The following is a 15,273-nucleotide window of genomic DNA, read 5'->3' on the forward strand; positions in this document are numbered from 1 at the left end:
AAATTCTAAAAATTATTTAACTTTTATATTACTAAAAATTGCTGGAGTATAATTTACACCCATATTAAATACTTTTTCATCAACCTTTTTAGCATATTCATTTTTTCTATCTTGGTCAATTTTTTTGTATTCAACACCATCTTGATAATATTTTCTTAATATTGCGATTTTTTCTTCATCAGTTTTAGCTGTTTTGATTTCATCAAAAATATTAAGCGATTTATCTAAAGCATTCTCGTGCATTGGAAGTGGAGTTAAAACAAATTTAATATTAGTTTTTTTCAAATCTTCTTCTATATTTTTTAAATGTTCTCTACAATAAGGACAATCAGGGTCGCTAAATACTACCATTGCAGTATTGCTATTTTGCTTTCCTAGATTAATAATCATATCAGGATTTTCTTTAACAAAATCTGTTAATAATAAGCTTAATTTCTCTTGTTTTTCTTTTTCTTTTTTAGCCATAAAACTAGCTTTTAAATCTATACTTTCTTTCATATTAAGCATAGTTGGTGTTCCATAAACTCCATCACTAAAGAAAACATCAGAGCCAACTACAACTCCATCTTTTAATAAATTAAACTCTACCATTTCAAATTTTGAATCAGGAACTTTATCAACTTTTACTAATTCTACTTGAATATTTTCTGGTGTAATTGTTTTTACAAATTCTATAACTTTATCACTAATTTTACTAGCACTTAAAGCGCTTACAACCGACATTGCTAATATTATTTTTTTCATACTAATCTCCTTAAAAAAATAAAAGTTTAATTTTGCATTAAATAGCGTTTATTGTCAATATTTTTTACACCCTTTAAAGTGTCTAAATACTCAAGTAAAGCAATGGCATATTTTCTACTTAAGTCATATTCATTTTTAAGTTCTTGCACTCCTACACCTATTTTTAAAATAGGGCTTATGTTTTTTACAAATTCTTCAAGTGCTTGTGTGCTAATAAAATAATTATGAGCTAGTCTTTTTACCTTATTTTGAGAACATAATTTCTTCATAATATCATCACCACTTTTTCTATCTAAATTAAGCTCATCATAGATATTATAAGGAGCTTTTGGGGTTAGGCAATTTAATTCATCATATATTTTTTCTTCATTATTTTCTAATAATTTTTCTAATTTTTCGCCTTTTTTATAAAAAAGACCATTATTAAATTCTAAAAAATCTAAATCTTTTAAAGCCAAATCACACAAAAATTCATCAATTCCTAATGATTTTTCTAAGCTTTTTGCACTTTGTAATGAATAAGGGTTTTTAGTAAAAAGCTCTTTTATATTATTTTTTGTATCTTCTAGGGCTTTTTTTGCATATACACAAGCACCATTTAAATCTACTATCTCACCTACTTCTTGAGCGTATTCTAAGGCTTTTTGCGTGCTTAAATTAAATCTTTGCGGCGCACAAAAAAGCCCAAAACCTGAACTATGATTTTGATTTAATAAAGCAAAAGCACTTTTAAAATCTTTTTGTTCTAAAGCATTTAATAATTCAATCATTTTTGATTTTTTAAGTGGCTCTGTAAGTGGATTTAACACCACTCCACCAGCAACAGCACGAGCATTTTTTAAGATTATAAAAGGCTCATTAAAACTTAGAGCAATTGGTTTTTTTAATACAAATTTTGCAAATCTATCGTATTGTAAAAATTTCGCTTCAATTTGCTTATTAGCAGCACAAAACAATACATTTTCATCATGCTTTAATTCACCTTCTAAAGTAGTATAAATCTCATTTGCACTTCTTAAATAACCCTTAGAATAAATGATATTTCCTACTTTTAAATTCCCTTTAAAGACAAAAGCAACCCTAGCAGGTGCTACTACGCTTTCTACATTTTTATGCTGAACTTCAATTGATTTTATTTGAATATTTTCTAATTCATCGCTTAAATAAGTTTTGCATTCTAATTTGCCACTTTTTAAAATACCCGTTGCTACAAGACCAATGCCTTTTACATTAAATACTCTATCAACATTGATTTTTAAAGCAAAATCTTCATAATTTGGAACTTTTAAACTCAATAAATATTTTTTAAGCTCATCTATGCCTAATTTGTTTTTAGCACTTACTAAAAATACTCTAATAGGCGTAAAATCAAGTTGCTTTAAAATCTCTTGTTTTTTAGCATCAATATCTTGGCATAAATCAATTTTATTTAAAACTAAAATTATATTTTTTACACCCATAATTTTTAAGATAAAAATATGCTCTAAGGTCTGTGCTTTTAGCCCTTCGTTAATATCTACAACAAGCATTGCGTATTCACTTTGAATACCACCTATCATTGTCTTAACCAAGCTTTCATGACCTGGCACATCAACAAATGAGATATGCTCTAAGTGTGAAAAGCTCAAATCAATAGTAATCCCACGCTTTTGCTCTTCAGGTGTATTATCTCCATCAAAATCATTTAAAGCTTTAATTAATGAAGTTTTGCCGTGGTCAATATGACCTGCGGTTGAAATTATTAACATTTATAAAGTCCTTCCTTTCTCCATAGTGCGAAATTTTTTTCATATCCTATGCCGTAATCTTCGTAAAATTTAGGGCAATTAATAGCCATTTCTTGAGTTTTGTTTGGCTCATCGTGTGGATAAATATAGTATTTTTCTTTATCAGGATGATTATTGTCTAAATATGTCGGTATTTGTAAGGCTTCATTGCTATTTACAAATTCTAAGGCTTTATTGATTGCTTTATAAGATGAATTTGATTTTTTAGAATTAGCTAGAAAAACTACACATTGAGAAAGAGTAATCCTTGCTTCAGGTAAGCCAATGTCTTTACATATTTGCAAACACGAATTAGCTATTACTAAAGCATTTGGATTTGCATTGCCTACATCTTCACTAGCAAATATACAAAGCCTTCTAGCAATGTATAAAATATCAATACCTGCATTTATCATTCTAGCAAGATATAAGATTGCTGCATTTACTTCACTTGCTCTTAAGCTTTTAATAAGGGCTGAAGTTAGTAAAAACTCATCTTCTTTATTACTAATATAATTTGGTCTTAGTGCTTTTAGCTTTTCTAGGCTAATATTTTTAAAAACATTTGCGTATCTTAAAAGATTTAGCATTGCTCTTGCATCGTTTGAGCTTGATTTGATTAAATAATCTTTTATTTCTGTGCTTAAATTAGGTTGAGCTTGTTCTAAAATCTCTTTTAATTCATCATAACTTAATGGCATAAACTCAAAAAACAATAACCTAGAGCATAAAGCCTTATTTAGTGAATACAAAGGATTATGAGTGCTTGCAGCTAAAAAATAAAAATTATTTTCTTCTAAAGGTTTTAATAACACATCTTGAACGCCTTTATTTAAGCGATGAATTTCATCAATAAATACAACAGGCTTAAAAAGGCTATCTTTTTTAATAACTTTTCTAAGTTCTTCAACGCTAAAACTAGCACCATCAAACTCATAAAAATTAGTTTTTAATTCTTTTGCTATAAATCTTGCAAAAGTGGTCTTACCTACCCCGCTTGGACCATAAAAAACACTATGCGGAATTTCTTTTGCTTTTATAAACTCATCAAAAATTTCTCTTACTTTATCCTGCCCTACCATTACTATCCTTTAAGGGCATTGTAATGATTTATTTTAAAAACTTAGCAAAGCTTAAAGCAAAATTAATATATTTTCCAAATCCAAATTCTTTTAAAATAAACAATGATATTTCTTTTAAAATATCAGGTTTTACTTCTTTAACTTCTACTTCTTTTTTAGGCATAAATTTATTCACTAATTCACTTGCCTTGCTTACAATTACTTGAGTTTTTGTAGCTTTTCTAGGTTTTTTAAAAAGTGCAAAAATTGATTTTGCAAGTTTTTTAATAAACGAAAACATTTTCCAACCTTTATTGATAATAATTTTACAAATTATAATTATTTTTGATTAATAAAGTGATATTATTTTTCATAATCTTTATTGAAATTATTTTTAAATTCATTTTTAACTTTAATTTACTAAAATAAGCGTTTTTTTAATTAAGGAAAGTATATGCAAAATAAACTAAAAGAATATGCAAAATTAGTTGGCAACACGCCTTTAGTTGAAGTTGAATATTTATATAAAAATAAAAAATCAAAAAGCTATTTTAAACTAGAATATTTTAATCCAAGTGGCTCTATTAAAGATAGAATGGCATTAGAAATTATGCAAAATGCTGTTAATAATAATGAATTTAAAGCTGGTATGAGTATAGCCGAAGCAACTAGTGGAAATACAGGTATAGCTTTTTCTGCTTTAGGTGCTTTTATAGGTGCTAGTGTTGAGATTTTTATGCCTTGCTGGATGAGTGAAGAGCGTAAGAAAATAATTAGAAGTTACGGAGCAAAATTAAGAGAAGTTAGTGCTTGCGAAGGTGGATTTAGTGGTAGTGTAAGACTTGCTGATGAGAGTGCAAAAAATGGCAATGTATTTTTACCTCATCAATTTGAAAACGAAAGCAATGTAAAAGCCCATGAAAAAACTGCAAATGAAATTCTAAACACTCTAAAAAAACACAACCTAAAGCCAGATTGCTTTGTAGCAGGAGTTGGAACAGGTGGGACTATAATGGGAATTGGCAAGGTATTAAGACCACTTGGAGTAAAAATATGCCCATTAGAGCCTGAAGGTTGCGCTAGTATGAGTAATCCTGGAGAAAATTCAGAGCATAGAATTCAAGGCATAGGAGATGGTTTTGTGCCTGATATTGTAAAGCTAAATGAATTAGATGATATCATCATAGTAAATGATATAGATAGCGTTATAATGGCACAAAAACTAGCTAAAATCGGACTTGGAGTTGGAATTTCTAGCGGAGCTAATTTCTTAGGTTGTATTAAAGCTAAAGAGCTTTTTGGAGATTGCGTAAGCGTTAGCGTGTTTGCTGATGATAATAAAAAATATCTAAGCACTGATTTAATGCTAAATATGCAAGATGAAGAAAGATTTTTAAGCAATAAAATTGAATTAATCGGATTTAAAGTATTATAAGGAGAAGATATGAAAAAATTAATTTTACTAAGCATAATTTCAAGTATTGCAATGGCAGATTGCTCTTATAAAATCAACAAATTAGAGCGTGAATTAAGCTATGCAAAACAATATGGCAATTTTAATAGAGTTAGAGGTTTAGAAAACGCTTTAGCAAATGTAAGAGCACATTGTGGTGGCGGTAGTGTTTATAATAATGATTATTACACTAGAAAAAATGAGATTAAAGACACTATTGAAAGATTAGAAGATGAAGCTGAGCGTAAGATTGATAGGATTGAAGACAAGCTTGATGAATTAAATGATATGAAAAATAGTATGAGTAAAGACGAATACAAAAGAAGAAAAGCAGAATTAAAAGCTGAAAAAAATCGTATAAAAGACGAATATAAAAGACAAAAACAAGCTTTAAAAAACTCTTATAAATATTAAAAAAAGCCTAATTTTTTAGGCTTTAATTCTTCAATAATTGCTTAATCGCTAAAGATGATAATAAAAGCCCCATAGAAGCAGTCATTCCCATAAAAGATCCTAGCCCAACACACATTGGCTCTTCTTCGCTATAAGCCATTTTAAATTTACCCTTAAATCTGCGTTTTTTAAGCTCAAGTCTAACGGCTTTTGCTAAAGCACACATTTTGGTCTTATCCCAATTTGCAACCTTTAATTTTAAAGGGTCAATTCTTTTTGCAGCTCCACCACTGCTAATAAAACTAATGCCTTTTTCATAAGTAATTTCAGCTATATCACATTTAGCTTTAACATCATCAATACAATCAATTATTAAATCAAATTCTTTATCTTTTAAAAACTCTAAAAAGCTTTCTTTAGTGATTAATAACTCATAGCAATTTGCCTTATAAAATTCAGCAAAAACGCTAGCCTTACTAAGTCCAATATTTTCAGAATGTAATTGTCTATTTTGATTACTAGCTTCAAAATAATCCTTATCAATCCCACTTACATTAATACCAACTCTAGCAAGTGAGCTAAAGCACATACCACCAACTCCGCCAAGCCCACAAATTAGCACTTTTTTTGAACTCAATTTATCATAATTATCTTGAAATAATAATCTAGCTCTTGCAAATCTCTCACTCATTTTCTAACCATTTCTTTACTTTTTTTAATTCTTTTTTAGCCGTTAGATTTAGCTTAATTGGAGTAATACTTGCATAACCTTGTCTTACATAATCAATATCATCATCTTTTGCTTTTACCTTGCTTAAATCATACAAGCTATCTAGCCAATAATACTCTAATCCTCTAGGGTTTTTACATATTTTACTTGAGAATTCATATCTCATTTTACCCATTTTACAAACTTTATAACCTTTATAATCACTCTCACAACTTGGATAATTTACATTTAAAAATCTTCTTTTTTTAAGTGGATTAAGCTTAAGTAATTTTAAGATTAATTTAACAGCAAGTTTACTTGAACGCTTAAAATCTATATCTTTTTCATAAAGTTGAGAAAAAGCAATCGCATTCACTCCACAAAGCACACTCTCCATACAAGCAGCCGCTGTGCCTGAATAGGTTATATCTTCAGCTAAGTTTGCTCCATTATTAATCCCACTTACTACCAAATCAGGTAATTTATCCTTAAAAATAGTGCAAAATGCAAGATTTACGCAATCACTTGGTGTGCCATCTTTTAAGGCATAATAATTTTTCTTAATTTTTACAAAACTTAGTGGATGATTTAGTGTAAGCGAATGCGCACAAGCACTCTTATTGCTCCAAGGAGCAACTACAAAAACTTCTAAATCTTTAATCTTTTTAAGTCTTTTTCTAAGCGCTAGAAGACCTGGTGCATCATATCCATCATCATTGGTTAATAATATTCTCATTTTTACCTTTTCATATCAAAATCTATAAATAATTTTATTTTTTTATCATTATTAAATAATTCTAATCTATATCTCATAGTGCTTAATAAACAAGTGCTTACCACAAACTCACTTTCATAATCTCCGTTATCAAGTCTAATAAGCTCGGCATTTATAACACCCATATCCATATTAAGCCCATATAATTTAAGATTTAGATTATCGTATTTAGGTAAGCCTTTAATTATTAATTTAGTTTCTTCCATAAATCTTATCGGACGATTAATAATTTCAAAACTAATTTTTCTACCTTTGAAATCTTTTTCGCATATATCTTTATTAATAGAGCATTTAAGTGGAGTGTTTAAATAATTTTCATCAATTTTTTCATCATCGCAAGCTATGAAAAATAAAGCTAAAAACATTAACACAACTCTCATTTTAAATTCCTTCTAATAGCAACCAAACTAAAGATTATTAGGATAATTACGCTAATTATTAACCATAATGGACTTTCAAAATTGCTCTTTTCTCCCGCGTAAGAATGCTTACCTACTAAATAATAATTCACTCCAAAATAAGTCATTAAAATAACGCCAAATCCCCACATACTAAGCAGTGCGTATAATAGTTTTGATTTTAATTTTAAATGTACCAAAATTGCATATATTAATATACTTATTAAAGACCAAGTCTCTTTGCTATCCCAGCCCCAGTATCTTCCCCAAGACTCATTAGCCCAAATTCCGCCCAAAAAATTCCCACAAATTAATAATAATAAGCCTAAATGATTTGCTAAATATATTTGAATATTTGCCTTATCGTAAGGTTTTTTAAATATTACGCACGATAAATAAGAAAAGCTAATTAAAGCACTTAAGCCAAAAAATCCATAAGAAGCAGCAATTAAGCTTACATGAATACTAAGATAAGGAGAATTTAAAACAGGCATTAGATTTGTAATTTGTGGATTAATATCATTAAGATGTGCTGTAAATAATGTAGCAACGCTAAATAATAAGCATAAGCTAAGTAATAGATTTTTTCTAAAAACAAGTCCAGCAAAAACGGAGCTTAAAGCAATATAAATTAAACTCTCATAAGTATTAGTAAGCGGAGTAAATCCTGCTACAAAACCCCTTAATCCAATGAGAATTAAATGGATTAAAAATAGTATTAAAGTAAGATAAAAAATAATTTTAGTATTTTTATTTATCACAAATAAAGAAAGTATAAAAAGCACTAAATAAGCAAAACACAAACTATAAAAAGCATCATATTTGCTTAAAAATATTTGAGTTTTAATCTGTGCTTGGCTAGGTAAAAAATCAAACTGATTTTGCAAGTTTTTAATCTTAGATAAAATCTCATTAGCCTTGCTATAATCATTAGTTTTTTTAGCAATTACTAAAGAGCTTAAATATTCATTAATTAGCTTTTGATTATCCAAGCTTATATTATTTGCAAATGGGCTTTGCAAGTGGTTTTCATCAGGAATTATCTTAAATAATTCTGCTGTAAAAATTAAATATAAAATATTCACACTCTCATCAACTCTAATCAAATCCTTATCATAATCATTAAAATTCGCTTCTCCTTTAGCATAGGTTTTTTTAATTTCATCTTTTAATTTATAGCTTGAACCATCGTAAAAATCACTAAATTTTGCTTGTTTTTCACAATTTAAAAATTCTCTTAATTTAGGATTTTTGACCCTAATTAATCTAGCTTCATTTACATAAGTAACATCGGTAATTAATCTAAATATTTCTTCACTTGCAGCGTTTTTATTAGGACAACCAATTTTATTGCATAGCTCTAGTGAAAAAGTATAAAATGGCAAAAATCTATCATTTAGATCTTGAATAATTAAAGAATTTAATTCATTTATATGAGAGTTAAAATCATTTGCTTTTAAATTTGGACTAAGAATTATTATAAAAACAACACTTAAAGCCTTAAAATATTTTCTAGTTTTTAGACTAAATAAATTTAAAAAACACCCAATAAATAATAAAGCATAGCCAATATAAGTAGGAGTTTTGCCTAAATCTTTATTAGCACTTAAAATCGTGCCTTTTAAATCTTCATCATAAGAATGCTGAAAATACCTAATACCTTTATAATCAAGCACTTTATTCATAGCTATTTTTACATCTATTTTTTGATTATTATCTAAGATTAATAACTCACTTTCATAATCTTTTGCACTCTTGCTACCTGCGTGGGTTATTAAATTAAATCGTTTTAGATAAATATCAAAATCAAGCTTTAAGCTCTCTTGCTTCCAAGAAATATCATAATCATTTATCTTAATATTATCGTTTAATGCAAGGATTAGTTTTTCTTTTGAAATTCCTGATTCAAATTCCACTCTAATCGCTTGTAAATTACCCCCGCTCATACTAAGTGCGTCTTTTGAATGAACTAAATAATTTAAAGCCGAAAAAGAAAACTCATCTAGCAAATATATACCATCTTTTAATTTAAAATCACTGCTTAGAATTTGATTTAAAAATTTCATTTCTTGATTAGTATTTATATAAAACTCATTATCTTTTATATAAAAATTAACATAATTAGTGCTTGTTTTGTTAAAGCAAAAATCAATATTAGCAACACTAACGCATTCATTATAATTAATCTCAACATCACTATATCCATTATCAAAATTAAATCTTAATTTTAAATAACTAGGGTCGTTTAAATCATCACTTTTTACCTTAGTAATCCCTGCTTCATTGCTAAAATCAACAAACCTTAAACTTGCATTATCAAGTTTTATAATCTCATTTAAATTACTAGTTTTACTGATTTTATCATTGTGTTTTAAGACTAATTCAGTTTTTGTGCTTTTTATCTCATTTGCTTTATTATCAACCCTTAAATGAATAATGCCTTCAAAACCAAAAAAATGAGTTAAAACAGCACCAATAAATATAAAAATAAAAGAAATGTGAATTAAAAATAATGAAATATTTTTATAAAGTTTGTATTTAAAAATCGCATAAATCACACTTAAAAACAATAAAACCATAATCAAGTGAAAATACCAAGCATTATAAACTAAACTCATAGCATAACTTGTGCCTTTTGCGCTCTCAATAAATGTGGCAACCCCACAAAAAATAGCAAAAATTAGCATATAAACTAAAGAAATCTTTAAATTTAAAAATTTATTTAAAAACATTATTATTAAAACTACTTTCTTTTAAAATCATTCTTAATTGATAAAATTTATTATCTAAACTTAAAGCTATATTTTATAATAAAAGCCTTAAAAAATAAGAAAATTAATTAAAATTATTTAATACATTTTTTCTCCTTTTTGAATTATTTAAATTATATTTTATTTTTTATATTTTTTTAAGAAAGCTTTAAATGAAATTGGATTACACTTCATTGTTGTAATTTTAATTTTAAGGAGAAAGCTATGAAACGCTTGTTAGCACTAGGTAGTGCCTGTATTATGTTATATGCTAATAATATAACACCTCAAGCTGATGGTATCGAGCCTAGAACTCTTCACGATTATGTAAATCAAGAAACTGATTTTATAGAGTTCTTAAAAGACCGCCATCCTATGTTTAAATACGAAAAGGAAGGAAATTTAGTTGGAAAATATTCTATTTCTAATCGCCAAGAAGAATTCGTAGAATTCGGTGGGCATGGAAATTATGAAAAAGACACAGGTCGTTCTGCATCAATTACATATCGTCTAGGTATGGAAAGTATTTTAGATTATCCAAATAAATTCGTAGGACCTAAAAAATGTGGTGAATGTCACCCTGCTCAATATGAAGCTTGGAATCGCTCACGCCACTCAAAAGTTATTCGTTTTCCTGATGAATTAGAAGAAGCTGGAGGAGACCCTAAAAAGCCTATGTATGGAAGCAGCGAAGCTACAATTTTACCAAAAGGTGTTGAAGCTGATGATGTATTTGTAATCGTAGGAACTCCTAGAACAAAATATGGTTTTATTGATAAATGGTTAGTTCGTGGAACTTATCACATTGAAGATGGAAAATTAGCTGATGGAACAGGTAAAATGGTTGCTGGAGGTAATCAATTCTCACGCCTTTGGGTTGAATCACTTACACCTGAAGTTGCGAAAAAAATCGCTGAATTCTCACCTGGCTTTCCTACAAAATTAGAAGATTTTGGCAAACAAACTTCAAGCGTTTGGGGAATAAACTCTTATGGTTCTACTTATAAAGAAAAAATGATGTTTCAACCTGCATCTGCATATTGTGAAGTATGCCATAGCTTTAAATTTGACTTTAAATCTAAAGAAGAATTCTTAGCAGCAATTGGAAATAAAGACGAGCTTAGAAAACACGCAATTTCTAAAGGAATTAGCTGTGAAGAATGTCACGGAGCTGGAGCTCACCTTTATGGAGCAAGGGGTGCTGGTATGCCAAGTAATTGCGAAAGATGTCATCAAAGATTTGCTTATGATAGCGAAGATGCGAAGATTGACCCAAGAAAGCCATTTAATAGCTACTTTAAATCAGCGTGTCCATCTTGTGGAACTGAAGGCTCACAAATGTATAATACTATGCACTATGATAAAGGTATGAGATGTTCAACTTGCCACGACCCACACGAAGTTACTGCAAATGATTGGAAAGACCCTTATACAAAAGTAGGACTTAAAAAAACTTGTAGTGATTGTCACGAAACTCAAGCTGAAATGTTTAAATACGGCGGAGCACACGCTAAAGATAATTGCACAGGCTGTCATATGCCAAATATGATGAGTTGTGAAAACTTTGCGAGCGTTCAAAACCCTGATAAAGGTGGATTTGACAATGTTCGTGCAAGTCATATATGGAAAATTTATGTAGATAAAGATGCAAAAACTCTAAACCCACCAGAAGGAAAACCAAGAGACCCACAAACTACTAAAGGTTGGACAATTGCTAGAAAAGATGGCAAATTCTTTGTGGATTTAATGTGGAGTTGCGGAAGAACTAGCTGGAGTGATGTAAATCTAGTAGGACCTGGGGCAAGTGGATGCCATAGTGCTGTGCAATCAACTTTACCAAAAGAATTACACTTCACAGACCAAGAGCAAATCTATGATAAAGTTATGGAATGGCAATTACCTGTTAAAGAAGGCTTTAAAAAACTAGAACTTGCAATTCGCAAAATTGATAGAGAACAAGCAAAAATGGATAATCTAAGCACAAAAACTAAATCAGAAATTATCCTACTTACAAAAGAAGCAAGAGCAATTTATGAAAAAATTGAAAAAGATGGAAGCTGGGGCGTTCATGGTCCAAAATATGCTCTAAAACTAATAAATGAAGCATTAGTTTATGTAGCACAAGCTCAAGATTTATTAGATGGTAAGAAATAATAAAAGGTTAGGAAAAATCCTAACCTTAGTGAAAGGATAAAATATGTTGCTAAGACTTATTTTTGCCATCTTTTTAAGCTTTAACCTTTTTGCATCGGAAGGCGATTTTGCAGTAGTTGAAGGAGTAATTCCTATATCTATGGCTGATGTAGAAAAAGAATTAGGTAAAAAAGATGTATATATATTTGACGCAAATACAAAAGAAGAAAGAATAAAATACGGCTATTTAAAAGGCTCTATTTTTATTAATACACCTGAATGGGTAAGTTTATTACCTAGCAATAAAGACGCTAAGATTATTTTTTATTGCTTAAATAGAATGTGCTATGCAAGTAGCGATGCTGCATTAAAAGCACAAAAACTAGGATATACAAATGTTCGTGTAATGCTAGATGGAATTGAAAGCTGGATTCTTAGTGCAAGACCTATTGAAAAAGGCGGCATAAAACCACTTGTAAAAAGCCATGATATTAATAGTTGGCACGAAGGAAATGAAGTAAGTAGTTTTAAAGATGAATTACATAAGAATTTAAGATTTGGTAACCTTCCTGCTTGTAGAGATTGTCATGGTGCTAGTGGAATTATCAATGATTTAGCAAACGATAAAGACAATGTAAATGCAAACTGCACTAGTTGTCATAAAGAAGTTAAGGCTGAATTTAGCGGAAGTGTGCATGATAAATTCACAAATCCAAGAGAAAAATCTCCATCATGTTCGGATTGCCATAATGTGCATGATAAACAACAATTAACCTCTTTAGCTGTTAAAAAACTAAGCGATGTAAAATGTGGAAGTTGCCATGAAAAAGAGCAAAAACACTATCACGAAACTTTCCACGGAAAGGCTATGGTTTTAGCAAAAGATGGTGAAAGCAAAAAAATAGCTGCTTGTTTTGATTGTCACGGGGCTCATAACATTCATAAACCAAAAGATGAAAAATCAACTTTATATGGTGAAACTAGAATAAAAACTTGTGAAAAATGCCACGAAGGAGCTAATGATAACTTTAGTGATTTTATAGCTCATGCTGACCATACTGATAAAGAGAATTTCCCTTTACTTTATTGGGCTTATGTGTTTATGACAGGACTTGTAATATCAGTATTTGCATTCTTTGGCTTACACACATTCTTGTGGAGTATAAAACTAATTTATATGAGTATTAAATATAAAGATGAGTGGCGTGCAGCAAAAGAAAAAATGCATAATGACAAGGTAAATATTAAACGCTTTAGCACCTTGCATAGAATTCAGCATTTCTTTGTAGCTTCAAGCTTTTTAGGATTAAGTTTTTCTGGCTTACCGCAAAAATTCTATACCGCTCCTTGGGCTCAAACTATGATTGATTTAATGGGCGGAATTGTAATGGCTACTAAAATACACCATTTTAGTGCGTTTATTATGATTGCAGTGTTCTTAAGCCATATTGCTGAAGTAATTTATAATTCTTGGATTAAGCGTGACGCTATTCGTGATAATAATGGAAAGCTAAGCTTTAAATTATTCTTAGCAAAATTATTTGGACCTGATAGTTTAATGCCTAGAATGCAAGATTTAAGAGATGTTGTGGCTCATTTTAAATGGTTTATTGGAAAAGGCGAAAGACCTAAGTTTGATAGATTTACTTACTGGGAAAAATTTGATTATATAGCAGTATTTTGGGGTATGTTTATCATTGGCTTTAGTGGTTTAGTATTGTGGTTTCCGGTTGAATTTACGAAGATTTTACCTGGCTTTATGCTAAATCTTGCAACGCTTGTGCATTCTGATGAAGCACTTTTAGCTACAGGATTTATTTTTGCGGTGCATTTTTTCAATACTCACTTTAGAGCTGATAGGTTCCCTATGGATATGGTTATCTTTAGTGGAGAACTAACCGAAGAAGAGTTAAAGCACGATAGACCTGAATGGTATGCAAGGCTTAAAGCTAGTGGAAAATTAGACGAACTTAAAAACGAAAGCAATTCTTTTGCTAAGTATTTTTATTTTGCAAGAGTTGTTGGATTTTTAATGTTATTTACTGGACTAATTTTTCTGTTCTTAATAATTTATGCCTTTGCTGATATGTTGATAGGATAAGAGTATGAAAAATAAAGATGCTAATATGATTTTAAGTTTTACGGCATCAAGTTTAATTGCTGCAGCACTAATTCTTAGTGCCTGTGGCAATGAAGCTAAAGAGCCTGAAGCTGTGGTTAAAGACTTTGTGCTTTTATGTGAAGCTGGAAAAATGAGTGATGCTGCTAAATTACTTGCTAGTAAAAATAATGTGGATTATTTTAAGAAGTTTCAAGATAAAGGCAAGGATATGATTTTTATAGATTATGATTATAAAGGTAATGATGATACTATAGAAATGAACTTTACTAAAAAGAACAAAAGTAGCGAAATAGCTGTGGTGCAAGTAGATACAAACTATAAAATCCAGCAACATAAATTCAGTAAAGATGTGATTTTACACAACGAAAATGGCGAGTGGAAAATCTATGAATACCCAAGCTTATATCCTGTAAAGGTCAAATAAGTCTAGTTAACTAGACTTATTTAAATTCTTTTTAATTGCTTTTAAAATTACTTGAAAAAATGAAAATATCAAAATAAAAATATCAAAAAAACAATCATTTATATTATCAATGCCTAAGATAAAAGATATTGCTAAAGATAGCAAAAATAAAATTGATAGAATTTGATTTAGCAAATACGAAATTATAAAAATTACAAAAATTATTAAATAATTTAAAAAACCATTTTCATAACAAATATCAAAAGTAATAATATTTAAAAATGATAGAAAAAATAAAAGATTGATAACAAAAATATAAACATAAGCCCTAAAATCAAGCAATTTGCCTTGATTAAAAATTATTAATAGCAAAATTAAAACACTAAAAATACTAAGATTAGAAAATATACTATAAGTATAATCATTCAAACTCAAACCATTAAATATAGATATATTTGTCAAAAAAATTATCGCTAAATATATAAAAATTTTCTTCTTAATTGTAAGTTTTTGAAAAATACTTGCAAAAATTGATAAATAAAGTAAAGTATAAATAAAGTGCATTT

Annotated in this window: 14 protein-coding genes; 5 read left to right on the forward strand and 9 right to left on the reverse strand. The window is 29.0% G+C overall.

Annotated elements, in window-relative coordinates:
• Nucleotides 1-12: 12 nt before the first annotated feature.
• From AVBRAN12640_RS04710 to AVBRAN12640_RS04725, 4 genes are read right to left on the reverse strand one after another with little or no spacing between them, the layout of a single operon-like run.
• Nucleotides 13-744, reverse strand: a complete 732-nt coding sequence (locus AVBRAN12640_RS04710) for a thioredoxin fold domain-containing protein (RefSeq protein WP_214117454.1) — start codon at nt 742-744, stop codon at nt 13-15.
• Nucleotides 745-770: 26 nt separating this feature from the next.
• Complete coding sequence (selB, locus tag AVBRAN12640_RS04715; RefSeq protein ID WP_214149662.1) at nt 771-2,492, reverse strand: selenocysteine-specific translation elongation factor; 1,722 nt, start codon at nt 2,490-2,492, stop codon at nt 771-773.
• Complete coding sequence (locus tag AVBRAN12640_RS04720) at nt 2,486-3,592, reverse strand: AAA family ATPase (RefSeq protein WP_214149663.1); 1,107 nt, start codon at nt 3,590-3,592, stop codon at nt 2,486-2,488. Before AVBRAN12640_RS04720 ends, selB begins: the two co-directional genes overlap by 7 nt.
• Nucleotides 3,593-3,620: 28 nt before the next feature.
• Nucleotides 3,621-3,872, reverse strand: a complete 252-nt coding sequence (locus tag AVBRAN12640_RS04725; RefSeq protein WP_214117457.1) for a hypothetical protein — start codon at nt 3,870-3,872, stop codon at nt 3,621-3,623.
• 153 nt (nt 3,873-4,025) lie between these two features.
• On the opposite strand from AVBRAN12640_RS04725, the gene AVBRAN12640_RS04730 reads away from it, so the two are divergent.
• Together AVBRAN12640_RS04730 and AVBRAN12640_RS04735 are read left to right on the forward strand one after the other, a co-directional pair.
• A complete protein-coding gene (locus tag AVBRAN12640_RS04730; RefSeq protein ID WP_214149664.1) occupies nt 4,026-5,006 on the forward strand; it encodes a PLP-dependent cysteine synthase family protein in 981 nt (326 codons plus the stop codon).
• A 9-nt stretch (nt 5,007-5,015) separates the two neighbouring features.
• Entirely contained in the window at nt 5,016-5,438 is a 423-nt protein-coding gene (locus AVBRAN12640_RS04735; RefSeq protein ID WP_214117459.1) for a DUF1090 family protein, read from the forward strand.
• Between the two features lie 22 nt (nt 5,439-5,460).
• Here the strand turns inward: AVBRAN12640_RS04735 and AVBRAN12640_RS04740 are convergent, their stop codons facing one another.
• The 4 genes from AVBRAN12640_RS04740 to AVBRAN12640_RS04755 are packed head-to-tail and all read right to left on the reverse strand — an operon-like array spanning nt 5,461 to nt 10,031.
• Nucleotides 5,461-6,108, reverse strand: a complete 648-nt coding sequence (locus tag AVBRAN12640_RS04740; protein ID WP_336608507.1) for a tRNA threonylcarbamoyladenosine dehydratase — start codon at nt 6,106-6,108, stop codon at nt 5,461-5,463.
• Nucleotides 6,101-6,862, reverse strand: coding sequence for a 5'/3'-nucleotidase SurE (gene surE / locus AVBRAN12640_RS04745; RefSeq protein WP_214117461.1), 762 nt, complete (start codon nt 6,860-6,862; stop codon nt 6,101-6,103). Before surE ends, AVBRAN12640_RS04740 begins: the two co-directional genes overlap by 8 nt.
• 2 nt (nt 6,863-6,864) lie before the next feature.
• Nucleotides 6,865-7,281 (reverse strand): hypothetical protein, encoded by a 417-nt coding sequence (locus tag AVBRAN12640_RS04750; RefSeq protein WP_336608508.1) that lies wholly within the window; start codon nt 7,279-7,281, stop codon nt 6,865-6,867.
• The gene (locus AVBRAN12640_RS04755) at nt 7,278-10,031 is read right to left on the reverse strand and encodes a cytochrome c biogenesis protein (RefSeq protein WP_336608509.1); all 2,754 of its coding nucleotides are present in this window, start codon (nt 10,029-10,031) and stop codon (nt 7,278-7,280) included. The genes AVBRAN12640_RS04750 and AVBRAN12640_RS04755 overlap by 4 nt, the downstream gene beginning before the upstream one ends.
• Nucleotides 10,032-10,274: 243 nt before the next feature.
• Between AVBRAN12640_RS04755 and AVBRAN12640_RS04760 the strand changes: the two genes are divergently transcribed.
• From AVBRAN12640_RS04760 to AVBRAN12640_RS04770, 3 genes are read left to right on the forward strand one after another with little or no spacing between them, the layout of a single operon-like run.
• Entirely contained in the window at nt 10,275-12,203 is a 1,929-nt protein-coding gene (locus AVBRAN12640_RS04760; protein ID WP_214117464.1) for a multiheme c-type cytochrome, read from the forward strand.
• A gap of 43 nt (nt 12,204-12,246) precedes the next feature.
• A complete protein-coding gene (locus AVBRAN12640_RS04765; protein ID WP_336608510.1) occupies nt 12,247-14,283 on the forward strand; it encodes a rhodanese-like domain-containing protein in 2,037 nt (678 codons plus the stop codon).
• A gap of 4 nt (nt 14,284-14,287) precedes the next feature.
• A complete protein-coding gene (locus AVBRAN12640_RS04770) occupies nt 14,288-14,728 on the forward strand; it encodes a hypothetical protein (protein WP_336608511.1) in 441 nt (146 codons plus the stop codon).
• A gap of 6 nt (nt 14,729-14,734) precedes the next feature.
• Here the strand turns inward: AVBRAN12640_RS04770 and AVBRAN12640_RS04775 are convergent, their stop codons facing one another.
• Entirely contained in the window at nt 14,735-15,271 is a 537-nt protein-coding gene (locus AVBRAN12640_RS04775; RefSeq protein WP_336608512.1) for a hypothetical protein, read from the reverse strand.
• Nucleotides 15,272-15,273: the final 2 nt, after the last annotated feature.

This window comes from Campylobacter sp. RM12640 (assembly GCF_020137595.1).
Taxonomy (GTDB): domain Bacteria; phylum Campylobacterota; class Campylobacteria; order Campylobacterales; family Campylobacteraceae; genus Campylobacter_E.

Coding starts and splice junctions, on each gene's coding strand:
- AVBRAN12640_RS04770 (WP_336608511.1), top strand. CDS start 14,288: ATGAAAAATAAAGATGCTAATATGATTTTAAGTTTTACGGCATCAAGT.
- AVBRAN12640_RS04755 (WP_336608509.1), bottom strand. CDS start 10,031: ATGTTTTTAAATAAATTTTTAAATTTAAAGATTTCTTTAGTTTATATG.
- AVBRAN12640_RS04750 (WP_336608508.1), bottom strand. CDS start 7,281: ATGAGAGTTGTGTTAATGTTTTTAGCTTTATTTTTCATAGCTTGCGAT.
- AVBRAN12640_RS04765 (WP_336608510.1), top strand. CDS start 12,247: ATGTTGCTAAGACTTATTTTTGCCATCTTTTTAAGCTTTAACCTTTTT.
- selB (WP_214149662.1), bottom strand. CDS start 2,492: ATGTTAATAATTTCAACCGCAGGTCATATTGACCACGGCAAAACTTCA.
- surE (WP_214117461.1), bottom strand. CDS start 6,862: ATGAGAATATTATTAACCAATGATGATGGATATGATGCACCAGGTCTT.
- AVBRAN12640_RS04710 (WP_214117454.1), bottom strand. CDS start 744: ATGAAAAAAATAATATTAGCAATGTCGGTTGTAAGCGCTTTAAGTGCT.
- AVBRAN12640_RS04775 (WP_336608512.1), bottom strand. CDS start 15,271: ATGCACTTTATTTATACTTTACTTTATTTATCAATTTTTGCAAGTATT.
- AVBRAN12640_RS04740 (WP_336608507.1), bottom strand. CDS start 6,108: ATGAGTGAGAGATTTGCAAGAGCTAGATTATTATTTCAAGATAATTAT.
- AVBRAN12640_RS04720 (WP_214149663.1), bottom strand. CDS start 3,592: ATGGTAGGGCAGGATAAAGTAAGAGAAATTTTTGATGAGTTTATAAAA.
- AVBRAN12640_RS04760 (WP_214117464.1), top strand. CDS start 10,275: ATGAAACGCTTGTTAGCACTAGGTAGTGCCTGTATTATGTTATATGCT.
- AVBRAN12640_RS04725 (WP_214117457.1), bottom strand. CDS start 3,872: ATGTTTTCGTTTATTAAAAAACTTGCAAAATCAATTTTTGCACTTTTT.
- AVBRAN12640_RS04735 (WP_214117459.1), top strand. CDS start 5,016: ATGAAAAAATTAATTTTACTAAGCATAATTTCAAGTATTGCAATGGCA.
- AVBRAN12640_RS04730 (WP_214149664.1), top strand. CDS start 4,026: ATGCAAAATAAACTAAAAGAATATGCAAAATTAGTTGGCAACACGCCT.